This is a genomic window from Bacillus sp. GS3m_15504 (assembly GCF_055825275.1).
On the sequence record NZ_JBVVNL010000001.1, the window covers coordinates 3,450,976 to 3,470,132 of the forward strand.

Consider the following 19,157-nt stretch of genomic DNA (forward strand, 5'->3'; position numbering starts at 1 on the left):
CACGATTTATATAAATCGTGTGCTTTTATGTTAAATTCGTATTTAATACATTTCCATTCATCGCCTCATGAAACGTATATGTTGTACATCCCCATGGCTCTCTGTGCAAAATAGGAGAACCAGACCATCCCATCGCTCTCAGTTCGGCACCAATCATTCCATTCACATAATTATGACCTACAAGAGCAATACTTCCATGTACGAGAGCGTAACGATGTAATAAGTAGGCCGCTTGTCTCGCCCTCTCTCTTACTTCCTTGTAGGACTCAACATCTTTATGGTAACCAAGTATCCATAATGTTCGTCCGATAAACATCCATACGTTAGGTTTGCATTTTATCCATTTCGGAGCATAAAAGCTCGTGGGAACTGCAGCTTCTCTAAAGAGAGGATTTTGTATAAACGATAAAGAATCCATTAATTCAGCTGCTGACTGTACAGTACACCTTTGATCACTCGTTACAATCAATTTTGCTGCTTCAACGGCTTCCCTTGTTTCCAATGGTATAGATGCTTTTTCTGTTATAGTATGTAAGTCATATCCTTTCATCCATTCATGAAAGGATGTAACCGTCATTGGTTCTATAGTACGATCTAAGCGACCATGACGAATAAAAGAAATCTTCATTCTTTCCACTCTCCATTCATCACTTACGAACTCTATTATGTACTATTTTTACATATCATACCACGCAAAAAAAGAAAGTTATACAACTTTACATATCCCCGCCACTCTCATGTGTGACCCCAGCATATATCCCATCCATCCCATCAAAATATGTAGTCGTTTCATGATGACGAATCTTTTTTAAATGCATATAAGAAAATACAAATAAAGTTAATGCTATAATACTCCCCACAAATTGAAACATCATTTTACCGCCTCTAATTTCTCCTACTTTAGTAGATTATTGTATATTTTTATTATACCCCTATATAAAGATGCACGCATTTAAACCTTTCTTTTTTCAAAAAACATGACTTTTCTACATATTTTCTTACAAAAAGTGAATATTTTTCGAATTTTTACTTTGAAAACATTTACAAAATAGGAAACATAGTTCAAAATAAAGGGAAATAAAAAATCCCAAATTATTCTTTTTTGGAAAAACTGTAACAAGGAGAGTTGCTTATGCAGATCGCAGAAACTGGAGATATCATTGAATTTAAAGGTGGAATGCAAGGCCGTGTTCAAAAAGTAAATCAAAACTCTGTTATTGTGGATATAACAATTATGGAGAATTTTAGAGAACTAGATATGGAACCTCTTACAGTTGTTAGTCATAAAAACTATACTGTCATTAATCAAAATGCATAATATAATAGAAAGAAAGGATCTGTATAACATACAGATCCTTTCTTTCTATTATATATTAACGGTTGTCAATTGTTTCTGGATATAGATCATGGTTCATCATGCGGTAGTCTGCCATTTGTTCATATTTCGTTCCTGGACGACCGTAGTTGCAGTAAGGATCAATTGAAATCCCTCCACGTGGTGTGAATTTCCCCCATATCTCAATGTAACGTGGATCCATTAATTTAATTAAATCATTCATAATAACGTTCATGCAATCTTCGTGAAAATCACCGTGATTGCGGAAACTAAATAAATATAGCTTTAGAGATTTACTCTCTACCATTCTTTGTTCTGGAATGTAGCTAATATAAATTGTTGCAAAATCCGGTTGGCCTGTTTTCGGACATAAGCTTGTAAATTCAGGACAATTAAATTTAACAAAATAATCACGGTTTGGATGATTGTTATCAAATACCTCTAAAATTTCTGGACTGTATTCAAATAAATATTTTGTATTTTGATTTCCTAATAATGTTACATCTTTTAAATCTTCATCTAATCTTCCTGCCATTTTAAACATCCCTTCTCATTATACTCCGCGTTTATTTCCCCATACTAACGCATGAAGCTGCGGCAATACTTTTGCATTATTCATTTCTTTACGGTTAACTGCTTTTTCAATCAGCCACTCATACTTATCTAATAACTTTTTAATCAACATCGCATCATCCACAGTTTTTGTATCATCATTCCCTACTTGTAAGAAAAATGGCACATCTGGATAACGTTCGTGCATCTTAACTGCATACTCGAAGTCATAATCGTCAAATACTACTACCTTTAAACTAATATCTTTTCCTGCTAGTTTCTGAATTACATCATCTAACTTCTGAAAATCAGTATTCATTGTCGAGCTTGGTGGCTTCGGAGAAATCGTTATCTCATCAATTTGAAGTAACCAATCTTGCCATTTACTCCCTTGCGTTTCGATTGCTGTTCGCATTCCATTCTCTTTTAATATAGAAAGAAGAAACTCAATATTTTTCAGCAATACCGGATTTCCACCTGAAATCGTAACATGAGAAAAATTTTCACCACCAATTTCTACAAGCTCATTCCAAACGTCTTCTGCTGTCATCTGCCTAATTTGATCTTTAGCCGATCCATCCCACGTAAAAGCAGAATCACACCAAGCACAGCTATAATCACAGCCAGCTGTACGGATAAACATCGTCTTTTGTCCTACAACCATTCCTTCACCTTGAATAGTCGGACCAAATATTTCTAAGACTGGGATTTTACTCATCGAGCATCCACTCCCGTCTTACTTCCGCATAACTAGTTGGAGTCTCAAACAGACGAACAAACTCAACACGAGCTCCTTTATATTCGTTCGCACGATTATCTTTTGTTAACGCTTCTGCCATCTTTTCATAAATCCAAACGACCATATTTTCAGCTGTTGTATTCATCGCTGGTAACGTTTCGTTTAAATAACGATGATCTAAATAAATTTCTATCTCATTCTTCCAAATTTCTTTTATATCTCCAAAGTCAATTGCAAGACCTATTTCATTTACATATCCACTAATTCCAAATACTACTTTATATGTGTGACCATGTAAGTTTTTACATTTCCCTTCATAACAGTGTAAATGGTGCGCTGCATCAAATGTAAATTCCTTGCTGACCATTACTCTTTTATTATGATATTTGAGCTGTTTACGTTGAATATCCTTGTCCATTTTTTGCAAATTTTCTACGATGCGAAATCCAAAGAAATTATCCATTAGTTACTCGCTCCTTCGCGTTCTTGTAGGTACGTATCTAATCCTGCTTTACGAAGTTGACATGCTGGACATTCACCGCAACCATCACCAATGATTCCGTTATAACATGTTAATGTTTTCTCTCTAACAAACTCGAATGCTCCAAGTTCATCTGATAATTTCCATGTTTCCGCTTTATCAATCCACATAAGTGGTGTATGAATCACAAACGGATAATCCATCGATAAATTTAAAGTAACGTTTAACGATTTCACAAACACGTCACGGCAATCTGGATAACCACTAAAATCAGTTTCACATACACCCGTTACAATATGACGTGCTCCAACTTGTTTTGCTAATACAGCAGCAAATGATAAGAATAGTAAATTTCGTCCATCTACAAACGTCGATGGTAATTCACCTTCTTCATGTGTAATCTCCATATCCGTTCTCGTTAACGCATTTGGAGCAAGTTGATTTAATAGACTCATATCTAGTACCGTATGTTTAATTCCTAGCTCTTTTGCAATTTCCACTGCACAATCAATTTCTAGCTTATGACGTTGATTGTAATTAAACGTTACAGCCTCTACTTCTGCAAACTGCTCTATTGCCCAAAATAAACATGTCGTACTATCTTGTCCTCCACTAAAAACAACAACTGCCTTTTCTTTTTTCATTTCACTCATTCTCCTTCTCTACTACGAATAAGAAGAAAGAACGTTCTTGAACTGTCACAATAAAAAAACAAAACAATACCTAAAGATATTGTTGTTTCCATAGTTTTTTATAGAGGGAGTTCGCGAACCTCTCCCGTGCATTGCACGGAATTCCTTCTTTCATTGACAAAGCTTATTGTAACATATTGTATACTACCAGAAAAAATTTCTGATTTTTCCGCTATTTTTCATTTCATTTCTTTCATTTTATAGTATGATTAATTTAATGTAAGAAGAGAGGAGGCGTCCCACTGAAATCCTTTATTATTTATCTCTTTTTAAATATATTATTCATCCTTGTTACAATGCTCGTATACCATTTATTTTGGAATCAAAAAGGGAAACGTTCTCCTAAATTAAATTCAGCAATATTTATTGTATTATGTTGCCTCGTTACTATACTATGTATAACTTTCGCAGCAAAAACAATTTACGGATTTCAATTTGATATGCGTCATATCGTATTAATTGTCGGTACATTAACCGGAGGTCCTATTGCTGGTGGATCTATATTAGTTGTATTAAATATATACCGCTTCTTATTAGGAGGAATAGGTGTTTTCCCATCACTTATCGGTTCTATCCTTCTATTTATTGTCCTATTATTTACATACAAATTTTTCAATCGAACTTCTAATCGTATAAAAATAATACTTGCTATTATCTACAGTCTCATATACGGATTTAGTTGGATACCTTTCTTCCTTTCCAAGGTTACAAACAAGGCTGATTATATACCACATATTATTGTGTATGAGTTATGTACGATACTGGGTACGATTCTTATTTTATATTTACTACACATATTACAAACTCAAGTTCGACTCCAAAACGAACTTATGAATGCTGAAAAATTTCATTTAATTGGTGAAATGGCAGCATCTATCTCTCATGAAATTCGCAATCCGTTAACTTCAACGAAAGGATTTTTGCAACTTTTACAATCAGATACATGCACTGAGCAGGAGCGAAAATTATATATCGACATAGCCATCAACGGAATCGAACAAGCAAACCACGTTCTTACAGATTATTTAACCTTTGCAAAACCAAGTATTGAAAAAGAACAAAGATTACAGTTAGAAGAAGAACTGCTGCATGCATTATCGTTAATTACACCGCTTGCTAATTTAACAAATGTGCGTACACATTATATAAAGCAAAGCACTTCTTTTTTTATCGCGGGAGAAAAACAAAAACTAAATCAATGCTTGTTAAATATTTTAAAAAACTGCATTGAGGCTATGCCAAAAGGCGGTGATCTTTATTTCACATTAGTTCCTGATCATAAGCATATTCAGTTATATATAAAAGATACAGGGGTTGGTATGGATCAAGAACAAGTAAAACGCCTTGGATCCCCTTTCTACTCAACAAAAGAAAAAGGTACCGGTCTTGGAATGATGGTCGTATTCAGTGTTGTTCAAGCTATGAATGGAAAAATTGATATTATAAGCGAAAAAGGTACAGGTACAACCTTCTTATTAACTTTTCCACTCATACAAAAAACGTGATGAAATACTCATCACGTTTTTTCTGTTCCTTCAACTAATTCAGCAAAAGCTTTCACTTTGCCATGTGGTTTTTGATTTTCTTTACGTGCTTTCCAAGCTCGCTCTTCTTCTTTCTTTTTCTTGGACATACTTTTTCAACTCCTTCTTATCTTTCTCCATGTAGTATTCCAAAATAAGAAAGAAAACTATGCACGTATGAAAAAAGAAGTGGTCTCCCACTTCCTTCTGACTTATCGCTGTAAGATTGCGTGTTTCGCCTCTTTTAACTGCGTAAGATGTCTTTGTTCGTGCAAATCAAGAAATTGAACCCACTGATATAAATTCAGATCATTAAAAACAGGATGCTTTAATCCATTTTCAAATAGGTCTTTTTCATCTATAACGCTATGAAGCGCGTGTAATAGTTCTTGTCGTGAATGTTCTAGTAATTGGATTCCTTGCTGTTTTTTCATTAGCGTTTCTGTTGGTTTCATTTGCTGAGGAGCTTCTCGTTTATGTGTGCGATCCAGCGTAAGTTGGAGATCTTTAAATGGAGTCGTGTTTCTTTCATTTTTTTGTAAGGCATATACAAGGGCAGACGTGACAGATTGTTCAACTAAATGCAAGTGATGCAAAATTTGAATAATACTCCATTTATCACGGCGTGGTTTTACATTCACTTCTGTATCATTTAACATTTCAATTTCTGATAATAGCGTGCTTCGGGTAGACTGTAATGAGCTCACCAAACTTTCTAAACTCACATCCATATTAGATTGAAGCATACTTCTTTCCCCCCTTTTGTTGGTGAAAAGAGGTGCTCCTTATTAGAAACACCCCTTTAGTATTCTGAATTTTCTTTTATTATCTCATCATTTTCTCATTATGTCGATGTTAAACATGTGAAAAAAAGCGCATGTTTTTTACAATTTTGTGTCGTCAATTGCGTGTAGCCATGCTTCAATTTCTGTAATAACACTTTTCACACAGCCTTCAGCAAATGGTGATGTTAAATTTGCAACTTCTACTAATTCCAAGAATGATTTACTTCCACCTTGTTGGCACAGATTCACATAATCTTCCCACGCCTCTTGTCTATTATCTCTTGCACGTTTCCAAAATTGCAGTGCACAAATTTGAGCAAGCGTGTAATCAATATAATAGAAAGGTGAGCTATAAATATGCCCTTGACGTTGCCAGAAACCACCGCGTTCTAAATAATCATTATCCTCATAATCACGATGCGGCAAATACTTTTTCTCTATGTTACGCCATGCTGTCTTACGCTCTTCTGGTGATGCTTCAGGATTTTCATATACATAATGTTGATATTCATCAACAGATACACCATACGGTAAAAACAGAAGTGCTGAACTTAAGTGAGAGAAGTAATATTTATCTGCATCTTCTTCAAAGAATAGCTTCATCCATGGCCATGTAAAGAATTCCATACTCATAGAGTGAATTTCACATGCCTCATATGTTGGCCAATTATATTCTGGAATTTCAAATTTACGACTTTCGTATACTTGGAAAGCGTGGCCCGCTTCATGTGTTAATACGTCAATATCGCCAGAGGTTCCGTTAAAGTTTGAGAAAATAAATGGTGCTTTATAATTCTCAATATATGTACAATATCCACCGCCAGCTTTTCCTTTTTTCGCAACTAAATCTAACAAATCATTATCTAACATAAAATTGAAGAATTCATCTGTTTCAGCCGATAACTCTTTATACATCGTTTTCCCATGATTAACAATCCAATCCGCATCTCCTTTTGGAGTTGGGTTACCTGTTGGAAATTCAAAGTTTTCGTCGTAATACGCTAACTTCTCTACACCGATACGTGCTTGTTGTCGTTTTCTTAATTCCGTTGTGACGGGAACGATATAATCTAGCACTTGCTGACGATAATTCGCCACCATTTCCGCATTATAATCTGTACGGTACATTCTTGCATATCCAAGTTCAACAAAGTTTTTGAAACCTAAAGATTTAGCGATTTTTGTTCTTACTTTAACAAGCTCGTCATAAATGCGATCTAACTCTTCTTCATTCTCAGCTAAAAATCCGTAATACGCCTCACTTGCTGCTTTACGTTCACTTCTCTCTTTCCCTTGCATAAATGGAATAAGCTGTGATAACGTTCTTTCTTCTCCTGCAAAATCAATTTTTGCAGATGCTAATAATTGTGTATATTGTGAAGACAATTTATTCTCTAATTGTAAATCCTTCACGACTTCATCAGAATATGTTTTTAAATCACACTCCGCAAGAGCAAATAATTGCTTTCCATAATACGCTTCTAATTCTTCACGGAATGGAGAATGAATTAACGCATTATAATACTTTGTACCATACCCTTGTACAACTGGAGAGAATTCATCAAAGAAATCTTGCTCTTCCTTATAGAAAGCATCTGTCGTATCAACAGAATGACGAATATAACAAAGATTCCCCATTGTACCAAAATCGTTACGAATTTCGTTAATTGAATGAATGACTTGTTTTTGTTCTTCTACAGTTTTTGCGTTATCAAACTTCTCTAAAGCAACTGTAAACTTCTCTTTTAATTCTTCAATATTTGGCCTTTTATATTCATAGTCTTTAAATGACATGAACGAGCCTCCTCTCCATTATATGCATCCTTACTATAATTCAATACTTACTTACAAATCTCCTCTTATTCTTCAGCAAAATACGGCATATACCGTCATAATTCCATGTAAATAAAAAAGCCTTGGATTTCTGTATCCAAAGCTCCTTTGGAATATACTATTATTTTTCGTACTTTCCAATCTTTTTTAATAGATCAAGTAATTCATCCTTTTCCTCTTTCGTTAACATTTCAAAAGACTGATGTATAACTTGCTCATGCCCTGGAAAAATAGAAGCAATAAAGGTCTCTCCAGACTCAGTTAATTGTGCATAAATAACACGTCTGTCATTTGGGCACGGAATTCTTTTTACTAGTCCCTTTTTCTCTAGCTTATCCACAACATATGTAATGCTACCACTAGCTATTAAAATACGCTCACCAATTTGCTGAAGTGGTTGGCCGCCTTTATGATATAGCAGTTCTAATACAGCAAACTCAGTTGGATTTAACCCGTTACTTTGTATAGATTTATTTGTAGTATCCATAACAGAACGATGTACACGAGATAATGCAATAAATACTTTTAAAGATTGAGAAATATCTTCTCGTTCATTATTTGATGTCATACAACTTTCAACCCTTCACTTAAATTCTCAGTAATAAAAAGAACAAACTAGTACTCCATATAAATTCCGAATGAGCATTCACTCATTCATTACCTCTCCCAAAATATATTATGAATGATTCTTGAATAAAAACATGACAATTTTAACATAGTTTATATATAATGATAATAAAAAAGAAGGAGTTCCAAATTTGAAATTCAAATTCCACAACATAGTTTTATATATATTGCTTGTTATCCTACCAACGATCGGTATTGGTGCTACATTTTATTCATATCATTCGTATAAAATGAAACAGGAAAACAAACGAATTGCTCATACGGTGCTCTTTTTATATAGAGACTATTTAGATCACCATCTTGGCGAAGCAATTTCTGCCTTAGAAATGCTCTCAAAGGTCGTAGGAACCGAGACTGGAAATATTAATGGAATGAAAGAAATTGTACATGATACTGATGGAAACGATGCACGTTTTTCTGGTCTATATTACACTACACCAGAAGGTATCATTACAATTGCATCAGAAGGCGACCGGCCACCTGTTGATGTCTCAGATCGTAAATATATTCAAAACGCATTACAAACTAAGAAAACAACTGTATCATCCGTCATTACAGATCGTGTTCTTGGCCATCAAGCTATTATGATTGCTTCTCCCATTTTCAATAAACAGAAGGAGCTCTCAGGCTTATTGTTAGCAAGTTTACGCTTTGACTACATTTCATCATCCTTAAATGCCATTAAACCGCAATACCATTTTGAAGTAACTGATAAGTATGATGTAGTTTTTCTAACCGATGATAATAATGAAACAAGTGATGCGCATTATAATATGCTTACTACTCCACTCCAAAGATTAGATTGGAAGGTCTCTGTTTCTCCTTTACCTATTCATCAAAAAACTTTAAATCAGTGGGTTGCCGTAGAATGTATAGCTACTTTATTTTTAATGTCAATTTTATTTTTACTCGCTCAATATATGTTGTTAAAACGACAAACAAAACTGGAAAGACAACAAAATGAACTACAAAAAATTGAATTAGTTGGAACTTTTGCAGCTAGTACAGCCCACGAAATCCGTAATCCACTTACCGGAATTAAAGGGCTCGTCTCTCTATTAAAAGAGAAATATAAAGATGAACAAGATCAGTTCTATTTTTCCATCATCGAACAAGAGATAAAACGAATTAATGAAATTGTAAGTGAATTTCTTATTCTTGGAAAGCCAACTGCAACCATTGAACAAACATATGATGTGAGAACCATTCTAAATGAGGTAGCATTAATTATTCAATCTGAGGCGAATCTACATAACATTGTATTCCATTTACATTTGCCAGACCACCCTGTTCATATCCGGTGCTCAAAAGACCATATGAAACAAGTGGTTTTAAACATTACAAAAAATGCAATTGAAGCTATGACTTCTGGTGATACACTAACTATTTCCGTAACAAGCAATGAAACACACGCACAATTGCAAATTATAGATACTGGAAAAGGGATTCCAAAACATATTCAAAAACACCTCTTTCATCCGTTCTTTACTAATAAAGATACTGGAACAGGTCTTGGACTTGTCATATGTAAACGAATTGTAGAGATGTATAATGGGCACCTTTTTATTGACAGTATAGAAAACGAAGGAACGACAGTTCATGTCGAAATTCCATTACACATAGTATAATTATCCTTATCCCAAAAGGGTAATTATACTTATTTCATAAAACCAGCCACAAGCATTCGCCAAAAATTACTTGATTTCCCTTCATACCCAATTTGAAAAATAGGTGCCTTTATAATTGATAACCATTTTGGTGTTTGTTTTTCTTTATAACACTGGTACTGTAAAATAAGCTTGTCCAATTCTTGACTAACTTGAATCGTCTCCATACTATTTAACCCACTCGTTAAACCTAATTGAATCATCTCTTCACGTTTCATATGAATATCACGTGAAAGCTTTTCTAATGTGTACTTCCTTTTTACAGTAAACATTCATATATCCCCCTTATTATACTTCCATGCTCTCTACTTCACTTCTCCATTGGACTGTTAACTACTTAATCATATTTGAATTTGAAGAATCAGAAAATTTAACATTTTCTCCCTGTAATTTACAATTCTTTACCCTCACTTTGAGAATTATTACAAATTATTCTATCTTTGTAAATACATTCGCAATAATAGACAATTTTTTCATCTTCTTTTTTTACAAACACCAATTAAATAGCGGATTCTCTATTTTCCATATACTTTTCTTCGACATTTTTTGTTTAATTTATATAAAAACGCAAACCATAATGATGATTGATAATATAGAAAGGAAATAGTTATATGCGCAAATATACGATTGCATTGCTTATTTTGACTATGTTCTTACCATCTTTCTTGTTTCCTGTTCAAGCAAAGGCCCATACAAACAAAGTAGCTATTGTCATTGATGACTTCGGCAATAATATGAAGGGGACTGATAAAATGTTATCACTTCCTATTCCCCTAACTGTTGCTGTTATGCCTTTTCTTCCTTCCACAAAGGAAGATGCGATAGCGGCTCATAAGAAAGGACACGAAGTTATTATACATATGCCAATGGAACCTATTAAAGGTAAAAAAGAGTGGCTTGGACCAAAAGCAATTACAACTGATTTAAGCGACGAAGAAATAAACAATCGACTCGAACAAGCAATTCAAGAAGTACCACATGCAATTGGGATGAATAATCATATGGGATCAAAAGTGACTGCAGACGAAAGAATTGTACGACTTATACTTGCAGCTTGTAAAAAACACGGCTTATTTTATTTAGATAGCAAAACAAACCCTAAAAGTGTCGTCCCAAAAATTGGGAAAGAATTAGGAGTGCCAATTATTGAAAATCAATTATTTTTTGATGATGTGTATACTGCGGCACATATTTCAAAACAAGCCCAATTACTCATAAAAAAACTTCAAGAAAAACCGATTATGGTGGCTATTGGACATGTTGGCCCTCCAGGTGAAATTACATCACGTGTTATAGAAACTTCTATTCCTAAAATTCGTGAACACGCAGATTTTATTTTTTTATCTGATTTAGCATTATCTCCACCTCCTGTTTCGAAATAAGATTTATAACTCAAACTAAAAAAGGGAGCCATTTGCATATAGCAAATGGCTCCCTTTCCTTTTCATCTTAAATATAATCTACATGACTCACCCTGAATCCTTTTTTCTCTATTTTTTCGATTAATTGCTTTAATCTTTTTTCATTTAACTCATCTGTTATATTTACAATAACGCGGCGTATATATTGATCGCCGTTATCTAGCGTAAATAGTCCACCGATATGAAATGCTTTCAACAATGTCCCAAGTTCTTTAATCGTTCCCTTACAATCTTGTGTTGCAATTGTTAATATATAACCACCTGTCCGCATACCAAACGAATCTTCAATAACATCAAATATATTGGAATGCGTTAAGATGCCAACAAATTCATTATAATCATTTAGTACAGCTAAAAATGGAAGACGACGAATAACATAAAATGCTCTAAAAAAAGAGTCCTTTTCAAAAATAAATGCAGCGGAATCTTCCAGCATATGTTCTGTACTTAATTCCTCTAATCCGCCATTACACTTCTTTTCTAGAAGATCTACTTTATAAATAATCCCCATGAATTTCTTTTCATCTTCTGCTAATACAGGGATTGCTCGAAATCCCGTTTTATTCATAATTTGCAGAGCCTTTTCACCTGAATCGTTCATTTTGCAAAATGTTACTTGTGGTTTTGGCAGAAAATGATATTTAACTCGCAAAATATGTTCCTCCTTACATGTTAACATGTAATCTATATATAATAAGGAGACCTATATTTTATGAGTAAAATTATTTTTAAAACGCTTTCATTTATTTATTGACTTGTAACGACATGACAAACATTTCATATAACAGAGCTCTTTGCACCTTTTATCATTAACAATTTCACATGATAGTTCATTAAATATTCTATACCCTCTAGCCATTTTTTCGCTTCTTCTGGCGTTTTCCCCCACACAATCATGCCATAATTATGAACGAGAACTACTCCTCCACCTTCAATAAAATTCGGCACATTATTTTCTAACAAATCAGCGAATTTTTTTTCATCTTCTACAATGGGAATCGTCATTTCTGTTATACCTTCTTTTCCAAAAACACGTTCCACGCTACGTTTATCGAATGTTACTTCCCCTTCTTCTCCGTACAACTCTGATATTAAATGACTATCTACAGTCTGTACTTGTAAAATACATTCTGCACGACTTTTTTTATAAATATCCGCATGCATAAATGATTCCACAGCTGGTTTTTCTTCATTTTCAAATACTGGTTCACACATACAGTTTACAACAATAAAATCTTCTTCTGAAAATAACCCTTTATCCCTTCCCTCAACATTTACTAAAAAAGTTAACGGCTCTTTTGACGTACAGAGTGATAAACTAATTTTTGTACCATAAAACCAATCACGAAGTGCTAGTTCAGATTTCACATCTTTTAATTCATTCCATTTCTTTAAAAAAAATAACATTTCGTCACCCCCGGCGTAATATTCATATAATGTTCGAATCCTTTTTATGTAAAAGGAATATTTTTTGATTATTCTAAAAATTTAATTGAATTATCACATGAGAATGCTTTTTTGTCAATATAGTTTCACATCTCTTCTTTAAAATGGGCCATTCATATGTCTATACTCCTGTATATTGACTAGTTCATTTTATACATAAAAAATACGTTATTCTTTTCCAATGAAAGAATAACGTATTTTCTCATCTTTTATTTCGTTATTGCGTTATATAAAAACTGTGCATATTGTTCACGTGTTACAAAATCATCACCTAAAAAGCGTTCTTTTCCATCACCTTTTGATATGTTATTATCCACTAACGCTTTCACATACCCTTCTGCCCAATGACCAGTTGGTACATCTTTAAAGTTCACTTTATTATTTCCATCTTCTTTTAACTGAAATACTTTATATAATACTACAGACATTTCGTATCGAGTTAATACTCCATCTGGACGAAACTCCCCAGTACCATCTCCTTGCATAATTCCAGCTTGCGCAACTGTAGCAATATCTTGCTCAAACATATGTCCTTTCGTATCTGTAAATCTCTCTTTCTGCTCTACTTTATTTTCTAATTTCAAGTACCTTTGTACTAAAGACGCAACTTGTCCGCGAGTAATACTATCCCCAAATCCAAATTGTCCATTTCCATATCCCTTGAAAATATTTTCTTTCGCTAAATAGTGAATTGCTTCTTCTGACCAATGTCCTTTTGGTACATCTTTAAATTCCACTACTTCTACTTTTGCATCTTCTTTAGAAGTATTGTCTTCTTTAGAAGTGTTATCCGCTTTGCTTTCTACCACATTTTGAATGACAGATCCCGTAAAGAAGATTCCTGTATCCGCAAATGGATCTTTCACACCAAATTCATATACTTTCTCACCTGGTGTACTCCACTTAACTGCATCGTTACTATACGTACCACCTTCGCCCTTCAAACGAATTTTTGTAGAGATTTTACCGTCTTTTTCGTATATAGGTACTTTTACTTCTTTATTTACTTCTGTTTCCTCTAAAAATACTTTTTGATTTTGAACATTGATGTAGGCTGTTTTACTTAGTTCTATCACTGGTCGAACATCACGAATTTCATTTGCAACAAAACTTAAGAATACTAACTTTTTCAAATTACTAGCCGGTGTTAAGTCTGAAATATAATTTGCTTCTAAATCAAGTTTTTGTAAGTTTACTAGACTTGATAATGGCGTAATATCCTTTAACTCATTGTTAGGTAGGTGTAATTGTTTTAACTGTGTCATCTTACTTAGAGGAGTAACATCTTTTATTTCATTTTTCCCGATCCACAATTCTTCTAATTGCTTCATTTGCTCAATGCCGGATAAATCTTTAACTTTATTACGTGTTAATACTAAGTCTGTTAAAGGTAATGAATATAACGGTTTAATATCTTCAATTTGATTACCAGCTAAAGTCAAGTATGTTACATTTTTTAACGCGCTTAATGGAGCAACATTCGTAATTTTATTATTCGCTAAATTCAAATAATCTAGTTGTTCCATTTTCGCTAATGCTGTTACATCTTCTATTTGGTTACCTGATAAATATAAACTTTTTACATTTTTCATTTCAATTAGTGGTGCAACGTTTGTAATTTTATTATTACTTAAATCAAGAGAATCTAAATGATCCATCTTAACAAGTGGTGTTACATCTGAAAATTCATTACCACGCAAAGCTAAATGATTTAATTGCTTTAAGTTCGCAAAGAACGACGGATCTTTTATCTTCGCATTCGCAACTGTTAAAGATTTCAAATTTGGCATATATTTTAATGCACTATAATCAAGAATCTCATTCGTATTTAAAAACAAATTCTTTACTTGTAATAACTCTTCTTTCGTAATCGGTGTATTTACATCTTTTCTATTAAATACTTTTTTATTAACAAGTTCCCTTAACTTGTTATCTGTTATCATATTTTGATTATCAACTGGTTTATCCGTTTCCGTATTGCCTGAATTAGTGTTATCATCTGGTTTCTCTGTTTCTTTGTCACCTACAGTTGGATCTTTAATTTCAAATTGAACTTGATATTTATGATCGTATCCAATAGCTGGAATAAGTATGTGCATTTGCATATTATGCTTCTTCTCAAATTCACCAATTTCAAATTGAATTACTTTCGTCCCATTCTTCCTCTTATCTTCTGACAAAACTTTCACATCATGAAATACACCTGGTTGATTTCTATCTTCTATTCTAAGATATTGAAAATAATCACTATCTTGCATCGTTACAGTTACAATTTTTTTCCCAGCTACAATCGCCACTTTAGGATCTTTTATATATTGAGAAACCATAGATGGCTCATCTTTTTGATCTTTATATATTTTAATCTCAGTATCATACGTGCGATCACTCGCTGCTACCGATTGGTTTGCTTCAATTTTTATTGCTGCTAATGCTGGAGTAGAGTATGCAGCAAATGGAATTGCTAATGTTGTCGCTACTACTAACGCCTTCATATATTTTTTTTTCAAAATAATATCCCCTATCATATATAATTTTTATAATTGATAACACTTATCAATTAACTACAAATAAATGATAATGAATATCATTATCATTGTCAATGAGAATATTACATTAAATTTATATTTCCGAAGATAAAAAATAAAAAGGCCCTTTATTCAGAGGGCCTTTTTACTTATCGTATGCAGAATTTCACTTTTTTCTTTTTCATTAATAACACCAATTTTTTGCAAAATATTTGCATACAATACAAGTTTATTATATATCCGTTCTGACATAATTTCCCTTCTTTCCTTCGACCAACTTTTTTTGTATTGGTAAATTATATGAAAGAGATGCGAAAATGTGTCCACTTTTTTTGCATACATACAAATCTTTTATCCCTCTATTTGTAAGCAGTAAAACTCCCACCTTAAAATCAGGTGGAAATTCAATGTATTTAACAAATTGTCCATTGAATATTATGCTTTTTAACTTCCTCTTCAAAACTATAGGGCATTTTTTTATCACAAATAACATGCTGAATACGGGAGAATGCTGCTATTCGATAATTCCCTTTTACGCCTACCTTTGTATGATCACATAGAATATATGTTTTTTCCGCTAATTTCATCATCGCTTCTGACAGTTTCGCCTTTTCCAATTCAAAACTAGAAACTCCAAAACTAGGTAATAATCCATCAATCGAAACAAATGCTTTATGAAAATGGAATTGCTGGATGACTTGCTGCGAAATAGATCCTGATACGCGTGAATGCTTTGGAGATACTTTCCCACCAATAAATAAAACTTCACCGTGAAACATCTTTTTATTAATAGAAGAAATTAATTGTGTCGCTACTGGAAATGAACTTGTTACAATCGTTAAATTTTTACGATGAACAAGATAGGGTACCATTTGAAGTGGTGTACTTCCGTCATCAATTGCAATCACATCTCCATCTTCCACAAACGTTGCTGCTTTATACCCAATTCTCTTCTTCTCTTCTATATGCAGCATCTCTCGCTCTAACATTGGTGCCTCTATCCCAGCTCCCGGAAGTTGGACGGCTCCACCATACACTTTCTTCAACTTCTTTTCACGATCCAATTCTTCTAAATAACGGCGAATCGTCTCCGTTGATACAGCAAACTCTCTCGCTAATTCTGAAACTTTTACTTTCCCTTTAAACTCTACCTTCTCAAGAATGGTTCGCTTTCTTTCTTCACCTACTACAGACATAACCTCACCCCATTGATTTCTACCTCATACATTGCCTTACTTATACAAAGTTATAACTTTCTTTGTAAGTAGAAATTTCTTCATGAATATGAATACCACGCTTTTTTAATTCATCAAAAATAACTTGTGGATTTACAAAAGCTTCCTCAGGTGTCATAACACCAACTTTATTTACATCCCCTTTTGCGATTAACTCTGTAGCAATCCCAAATGGTATACCGACGTTTCTCGTATATGCTCTTAATTTTTCCCATCCTTCAACAGAACCATCAGATAACGGGTGTGTATGATACAATACGTGCCTTTGTTTCTCATTATTTTTCATACCTATTACTTCTACATGAAGTGCATAACCGTAAACCTCTGTTTCTTGTCCTTCTTTCGATTGCAATAAATACTTCGAGACACAATCCATAATGCCGATTGCTTCCCCATTTATTTCAACTTGATCATTACGCAATATACCATAATCATATAAAGCACGTACGAGCTGCATATTTTGCTTTGGCCAAGTTCCTCTCGTCTCTATTAGTTTGACGCCTTTATTTTCTAATGCTTTTGCTAACGTAATTGTTTCAGAATGCGGTATGATATACTGCGTTGCCTTACCATAAGGCGCCGGTAATTCAATTTCTCTCGGACGCGCAAACGGAGGTACTTGCTTAAACTCGCCATTTTCATACACTGTACGCGATGGCAAATGTGGATCATATTCATATGTCGTTGTTTCTGTAATGGATGCAGAAAAAGCAATTGGACGATATGAACCGTGACTGACACGAACTGATTCTACCGTATGTAACTGATTCGCTGCATGCATCGCCATCATTTGCGTTACACCTGGCGTCATACCAAATCCAGGTAAACATGTTTTTCCGTTTTGAACAAATATAGAATGCGAATCATTTTCTTCACCAAATCCATTTAAGTTCACACCGTGACAACCTGCTTCTGCAATACATCGAGTAGACAATCCATTTAACTTAATTGTCGTACCATCCATTACAATGTCATAGCCCTTCATTTTTGCAACCGTATCCTCATGATTCGTTACATCTACTTTCACAAAATTAACGCGAGGATCGTTGAGCCATTCTACTATTTTAAGGCCCTCTTCTTCATTAAAATCAGCTACCGTAATCGTTTCAAAAGATGAAAATTGGACTAAATCTAAAATTGCTTCACGACAAATTTTACCTGCTCCACCTAAGCAAAATACTTTCAACCTATAACAACCCCTTTAGCAATACTATCTACTAAACGATTTATGTCTTCCTCATGTACATCACCAATATTTCCAATGCGGAACGTATCTACTTTCGAAATTTTCCCAGGATAAATAACAAATCCGTAGCGTTTTAACTCATTATATAACTGTTGAAATTCGAAGTTCCCTTCCGGATAAATAAAAGATGTAATAATAGGAGATTGATATTTTTCATTTACGAGTGGCTTAAAACCAATTTCCCCCATTCTATTCACTAATAGTTTTTGATTGTTGTAATATCGATTGTAACGTGCTCTTACTCCGCCTTCTTTTTCTAATTCAAGTAATGCTTGATAAAAAGCGTGTACAACATGTGTAGGTGACGTAAAACGCCATTTTCCATTTTGATTTTCCATCGTTTCCCACTGATCGTATAAATCTAAAGATAATGAACGTGCCTGCCCTTTACATTTCAATAATTCATCACGCTGTGCAATAACAAATCCGAACCCTGGAACTCCTTGAATACATTTATTCGCACTACTAATTAGAAAGTCAATTTGCAACTCAGCAATATCTATTTCAATACCACCAAAACTACTCATTGCATCAACTAGTGTTACTTTTCCGTATTGCTTACCTAATTTACATACGTCTACAATTGGATTGATAATACCTGTTGTTGTTTCACAATGAACAACTGCAATATGTGTAATCTCTTTATCTTGTTGTAATATCTTTTCTACTTCTACAATATTAGTAGGCTCCCACTCTTCTGTTTGACTGACCACCACATCTATATGTAACATCTCTGCCATTTGTACAATTCGTTTACCGTATGCACCATTTGTACAAACAAGAAGCTTTCCGTTTTTTGGAATGACAGAACCGATTACTGCTTCCACTGAAAACGTACCGCTTCCTTGCATTAATACTGTTGTATATTTCTCTTCTTCCTTCGTTGCTAACGATACAAGTTTAGCTCTTACTTTTTGTACCATCGTGTTATATTCAACATCCCACGTACACCAATCGTATAACATAACTTCTTTTACCGTCTTTGTTGTCGTTAATGGTCCTGGCGTTAATAATAAGTAATGATTTTCAGTCATGATCCCATGCCCCTT

General features: G+C 33.9%; 21 protein-coding genes and 1 riboswitch. Of the genes, 4 read left to right on the forward strand and 17 right to left on the reverse strand.

Annotation, left to right across the window (positions count from 1 at the left end; all coding sequences use genetic code 11):
- Window positions 1–25 precede the first annotated feature (25 nt).
- Window positions 26–628, reverse strand: a complete 603-nt coding sequence (locus tag AC0L0O_RS18165) for a histidine phosphatase family protein (protein WP_000703114.1) — start codon at window positions 626–628, stop codon at window positions 26–28.
- 88 nt (window positions 629–716) lie between these two features.
- Window positions 717–872, reverse strand: a complete 156-nt coding sequence (locus AC0L0O_RS18170; RefSeq protein ID WP_000486156.1) for a hypothetical protein — start codon at window positions 870–872, stop codon at window positions 717–719.
- Between the two features lie 260 nt (window positions 873–1,132).
- Between AC0L0O_RS18170 and AC0L0O_RS18175 the strand changes: the two genes are divergently transcribed.
- The gene (locus AC0L0O_RS18175; protein ID WP_001165081.1) at window positions 1,133–1,318 is read left to right on the forward strand and encodes a YkvS family protein; all 186 of its coding nucleotides are present in this window, start codon (window positions 1,133–1,135) and stop codon (window positions 1,316–1,318) included.
- Between the two features lie 55 nt (window positions 1,319–1,373).
- Here the strand turns inward: AC0L0O_RS18175 and queF are convergent, their stop codons facing one another.
- Genes queF through queC form a run of 4 tightly spaced genes read right to left on the reverse strand, consistent with a single transcriptional unit; the run spans window position 1,374 to window position 3,752 of the window.
- Entirely contained in the window at window positions 1,374–1,871 is a 498-nt protein-coding gene (gene queF, locus AC0L0O_RS18180) for a preQ(1) synthase (protein WP_473785902.1), read from the reverse strand.
- Window positions 1,872–1,889: 18 nt separating this feature from the next.
- Window positions 1,890–2,606, reverse strand: a complete 717-nt coding sequence (gene queE, locus AC0L0O_RS18185; RefSeq protein WP_000036288.1) for a 7-carboxy-7-deazaguanine synthase QueE — start codon at window positions 2,604–2,606, stop codon at window positions 1,890–1,892.
- Window positions 2,599–3,090 carry a 6-carboxytetrahydropterin synthase QueD gene (queD, locus tag AC0L0O_RS18190; RefSeq protein WP_000368412.1) on the reverse strand — a complete coding sequence of 164 codons (492 nt, stop codon included), beginning with the start codon at window positions 3,088–3,090 and terminating at the stop codon, window positions 2,599–2,601. The genes queE and queD overlap by 8 nt, the downstream gene beginning before the upstream one ends.
- A complete protein-coding gene (gene queC, locus AC0L0O_RS18195) occupies window positions 3,090–3,752 on the reverse strand; it encodes a 7-cyano-7-deazaguanine synthase QueC (protein ID WP_000711603.1) in 663 nt (220 codons plus the stop codon). Before queC ends, queD begins: the two co-directional genes overlap by 1 nt.
- A 93-nt stretch (window positions 3,753–3,845) precedes the next feature.
- Window positions 3,846–3,889, reverse strand: a riboswitch (PreQ1 riboswitch).
- Window positions 3,890–4,096: 207 nt separating this feature from the next.
- On the opposite strand from queC, the gene kinB reads away from it, so the two are divergent.
- A complete protein-coding gene (gene kinB / locus AC0L0O_RS18200) occupies window positions 4,097–5,305 on the forward strand; it encodes a sporulation sensor histidine kinase KinB (protein WP_001984459.1) in 1,209 nt (402 codons plus the stop codon).
- An 11-nt stretch (window positions 5,306–5,316) separates the two neighbouring features.
- On the opposite strand, the gene AC0L0O_RS18205 is transcribed toward kinB, so the two are convergent.
- The 4 genes from AC0L0O_RS18205 to AC0L0O_RS18220 all read right to left on the reverse strand — a co-directional run bounded on the left by AC0L0O_RS18205 (window position 5,317) and on the right by AC0L0O_RS18220 (window position 8,509).
- Window positions 5,317–5,433, reverse strand: coding sequence for a DUF6254 family protein (locus tag AC0L0O_RS18205; protein ID WP_000038254.1), 117 nt, complete (start codon window positions 5,431–5,433; stop codon window positions 5,317–5,319).
- 102 nt (window positions 5,434–5,535) lie between these two features.
- On the reverse strand, window positions 5,536–6,069 hold the full coding sequence (locus AC0L0O_RS18210) for a DinB family protein (RefSeq protein ID WP_000941979.1): 534 nt from the start codon (window positions 6,067–6,069) through the stop codon (window positions 5,536–5,538).
- 138 nt (window positions 6,070–6,207) lie between these two features.
- Window positions 6,208–7,902, reverse strand: a complete 1,695-nt coding sequence (locus tag AC0L0O_RS18215) for a M3 family oligoendopeptidase (RefSeq protein ID WP_000008568.1) — start codon at window positions 7,900–7,902, stop codon at window positions 6,208–6,210.
- 160 nt (window positions 7,903–8,062) lie between these two features.
- The gene (locus AC0L0O_RS18220) at window positions 8,063–8,509 is read right to left on the reverse strand and encodes a MarR family winged helix-turn-helix transcriptional regulator (protein WP_000203348.1); all 447 of its coding nucleotides are present in this window, start codon (window positions 8,507–8,509) and stop codon (window positions 8,063–8,065) included.
- Window positions 8,510–8,699: 190 nt separating this feature from the next.
- On the opposite strand from AC0L0O_RS18220, the gene AC0L0O_RS18225 reads away from it, so the two are divergent.
- Window positions 8,700–10,196, forward strand: a complete 1,497-nt coding sequence (locus tag AC0L0O_RS18225) for a DUF3149 domain-containing protein (protein ID WP_001984474.1) — start codon at window positions 8,700–8,702, stop codon at window positions 10,194–10,196.
- Between the two features lie 29 nt (window positions 10,197–10,225).
- Here AC0L0O_RS18225 and AC0L0O_RS18230 read toward each other — a convergent pair whose 3' ends face one another.
- The gene (locus AC0L0O_RS18230) at window positions 10,226–10,507 is read right to left on the reverse strand and encodes an aspartyl-phosphate phosphatase Spo0E family protein (protein WP_000495530.1); all 282 of its coding nucleotides are present in this window, start codon (window positions 10,505–10,507) and stop codon (window positions 10,226–10,228) included.
- Window positions 10,508–10,846: 339 nt separating this feature from the next.
- Between AC0L0O_RS18230 and AC0L0O_RS18235 the strand changes: the two genes are divergently transcribed.
- The gene (locus AC0L0O_RS18235; protein WP_001234128.1) at window positions 10,847–11,617 is read left to right on the forward strand and encodes a divergent polysaccharide deacetylase family protein; all 771 of its coding nucleotides are present in this window, start codon (window positions 10,847–10,849) and stop codon (window positions 11,615–11,617) included.
- Window positions 11,618–11,684: 67 nt separating this feature from the next.
- Here the strand turns inward: AC0L0O_RS18235 and cbpA are convergent, their stop codons facing one another.
- The 6 genes from cbpA to phnW all read right to left on the reverse strand — a co-directional run bounded on the left by cbpA (window position 11,685) and on the right by phnW (window position 19,142).
- Window positions 11,685–12,308: a cyclic di-AMP binding protein CbpA gene (gene cbpA, locus AC0L0O_RS18240; RefSeq protein WP_001264196.1), complete on the reverse strand. Its 624-nt coding sequence runs from the start codon at window positions 12,306–12,308 to the stop codon at window positions 11,685–11,687.
- A 125-nt stretch (window positions 12,309–12,433) separates the two neighbouring features.
- Window positions 12,434–13,063, reverse strand: a complete 630-nt coding sequence (locus tag AC0L0O_RS18245) for a class II aldolase/adducin family protein (protein ID WP_000896001.1) — start codon at window positions 13,061–13,063, stop codon at window positions 12,434–12,436.
- A gap of 248 nt (window positions 13,064–13,311) precedes the next feature.
- Entirely contained in the window at window positions 13,312–15,627 is a 2,316-nt protein-coding gene (locus AC0L0O_RS18250) for an NEAT domain-containing leucine-rich repeat protein (RefSeq protein ID WP_003287461.1), read from the reverse strand.
- Window positions 15,628–16,040: 413 nt separating this feature from the next.
- Window positions 16,041–16,823, reverse strand: a complete 783-nt coding sequence (locus tag AC0L0O_RS18255; protein WP_000117663.1) for a DeoR/GlpR family DNA-binding transcription regulator — start codon at window positions 16,821–16,823, stop codon at window positions 16,041–16,043.
- A gap of 40 nt (window positions 16,824–16,863) precedes the next feature.
- Window positions 16,864–18,048, reverse strand: coding sequence for a saccharopine dehydrogenase family protein (locus tag AC0L0O_RS18260; protein WP_000862135.1), 1,185 nt, complete (start codon window positions 18,046–18,048; stop codon window positions 16,864–16,866).
- A complete protein-coding gene (gene phnW / locus AC0L0O_RS18265; protein ID WP_000138251.1) occupies window positions 18,045–19,142 on the reverse strand; it encodes a 2-aminoethylphosphonate--pyruvate transaminase in 1,098 nt (365 codons plus the stop codon). The genes AC0L0O_RS18260 and phnW overlap by 4 nt, the downstream gene beginning before the upstream one ends.
- Between the last annotated feature and the right edge of the window lie 15 nt (window positions 19,143–19,157).

Coding starts and splice junctions, on each gene's coding strand:
- AC0L0O_RS18165 (WP_000703114.1), bottom strand. CDS start 628: ATGAAGATTTCTTTTATTCGTCATGGTCGCTTAGATCGTACTATAGAA.
- AC0L0O_RS18170 (WP_000486156.1), bottom strand. CDS start 872: ATGTTTCAATTTGTGGGGAGTATTATAGCATTAACTTTATTTGTATTT.
- AC0L0O_RS18175 (WP_001165081.1), top strand. CDS start 1,133: ATGCAGATCGCAGAAACTGGAGATATCATTGAATTTAAAGGTGGAATG.
- queF (WP_473785902.1), bottom strand. CDS start 1,871: ATGGCAGGAAGATTAGATGAAGATTTAAAAGATGTAACATTATTAGGA.
- queE (WP_000036288.1), bottom strand. CDS start 2,606: ATGAGTAAAATCCCAGTCTTAGAAATATTTGGTCCGACTATTCAAGGT.
- queD (WP_000368412.1), bottom strand. CDS start 3,090: ATGGATAATTTCTTTGGATTTCGCATCGTAGAAAATTTGCAAAAAATG.
- queC (WP_000711603.1), bottom strand. CDS start 3,752: ATGAAAAAAGAAAAGGCAGTTGTTGTTTTTAGTGGAGGACAAGATAGT.
- kinB (WP_001984459.1), top strand. CDS start 4,097: ATGCTCGTATACCATTTATTTTGGAATCAAAAAGGGAAACGTTCTCCT.
- AC0L0O_RS18205 (WP_000038254.1), bottom strand. CDS start 5,433: ATGTCCAAGAAAAAGAAAGAAGAAGAGCGAGCTTGGAAAGCACGTAAA.
- AC0L0O_RS18210 (WP_000941979.1), bottom strand. CDS start 6,069: ATGCTTCAATCTAATATGGATGTGAGTTTAGAAAGTTTGGTGAGCTCA.
- AC0L0O_RS18215 (WP_000008568.1), bottom strand. CDS start 7,902: ATGTCATTTAAAGACTATGAATATAAAAGGCCAAATATTGAAGAATTA.
- AC0L0O_RS18220 (WP_000203348.1), bottom strand. CDS start 8,509: ATGACATCAAATAATGAACGAGAAGATATTTCTCAATCTTTAAAAGTA.
- AC0L0O_RS18230 (WP_000495530.1), bottom strand. CDS start 10,507: ATGTTTACTGTAAAAAGGAAGTACACATTAGAAAAGCTTTCACGTGAT.
- AC0L0O_RS18235 (WP_001234128.1), top strand. CDS start 10,847: ATGCGCAAATATACGATTGCATTGCTTATTTTGACTATGTTCTTACCA.
- AC0L0O_RS18245 (WP_000896001.1), bottom strand. CDS start 13,063: ATGTTATTTTTTTTAAAGAAATGGAATGAATTAAAAGATGTGAAATCT.
- AC0L0O_RS18250 (WP_003287461.1), bottom strand. CDS start 15,627: ATGATAGGGGATATTATTTTGAAAAAAAAATATATGAAGGCGTTAGTA.
- AC0L0O_RS18255 (WP_000117663.1), bottom strand. CDS start 16,823: ATGTCTGTAGTAGGTGAAGAAAGAAAGCGAACCATTCTTGAGAAGGTA.
- phnW (WP_000138251.1), bottom strand. CDS start 19,142: ATGACTGAAAATCATTACTTATTATTAACGCCAGGACCATTAACGACA.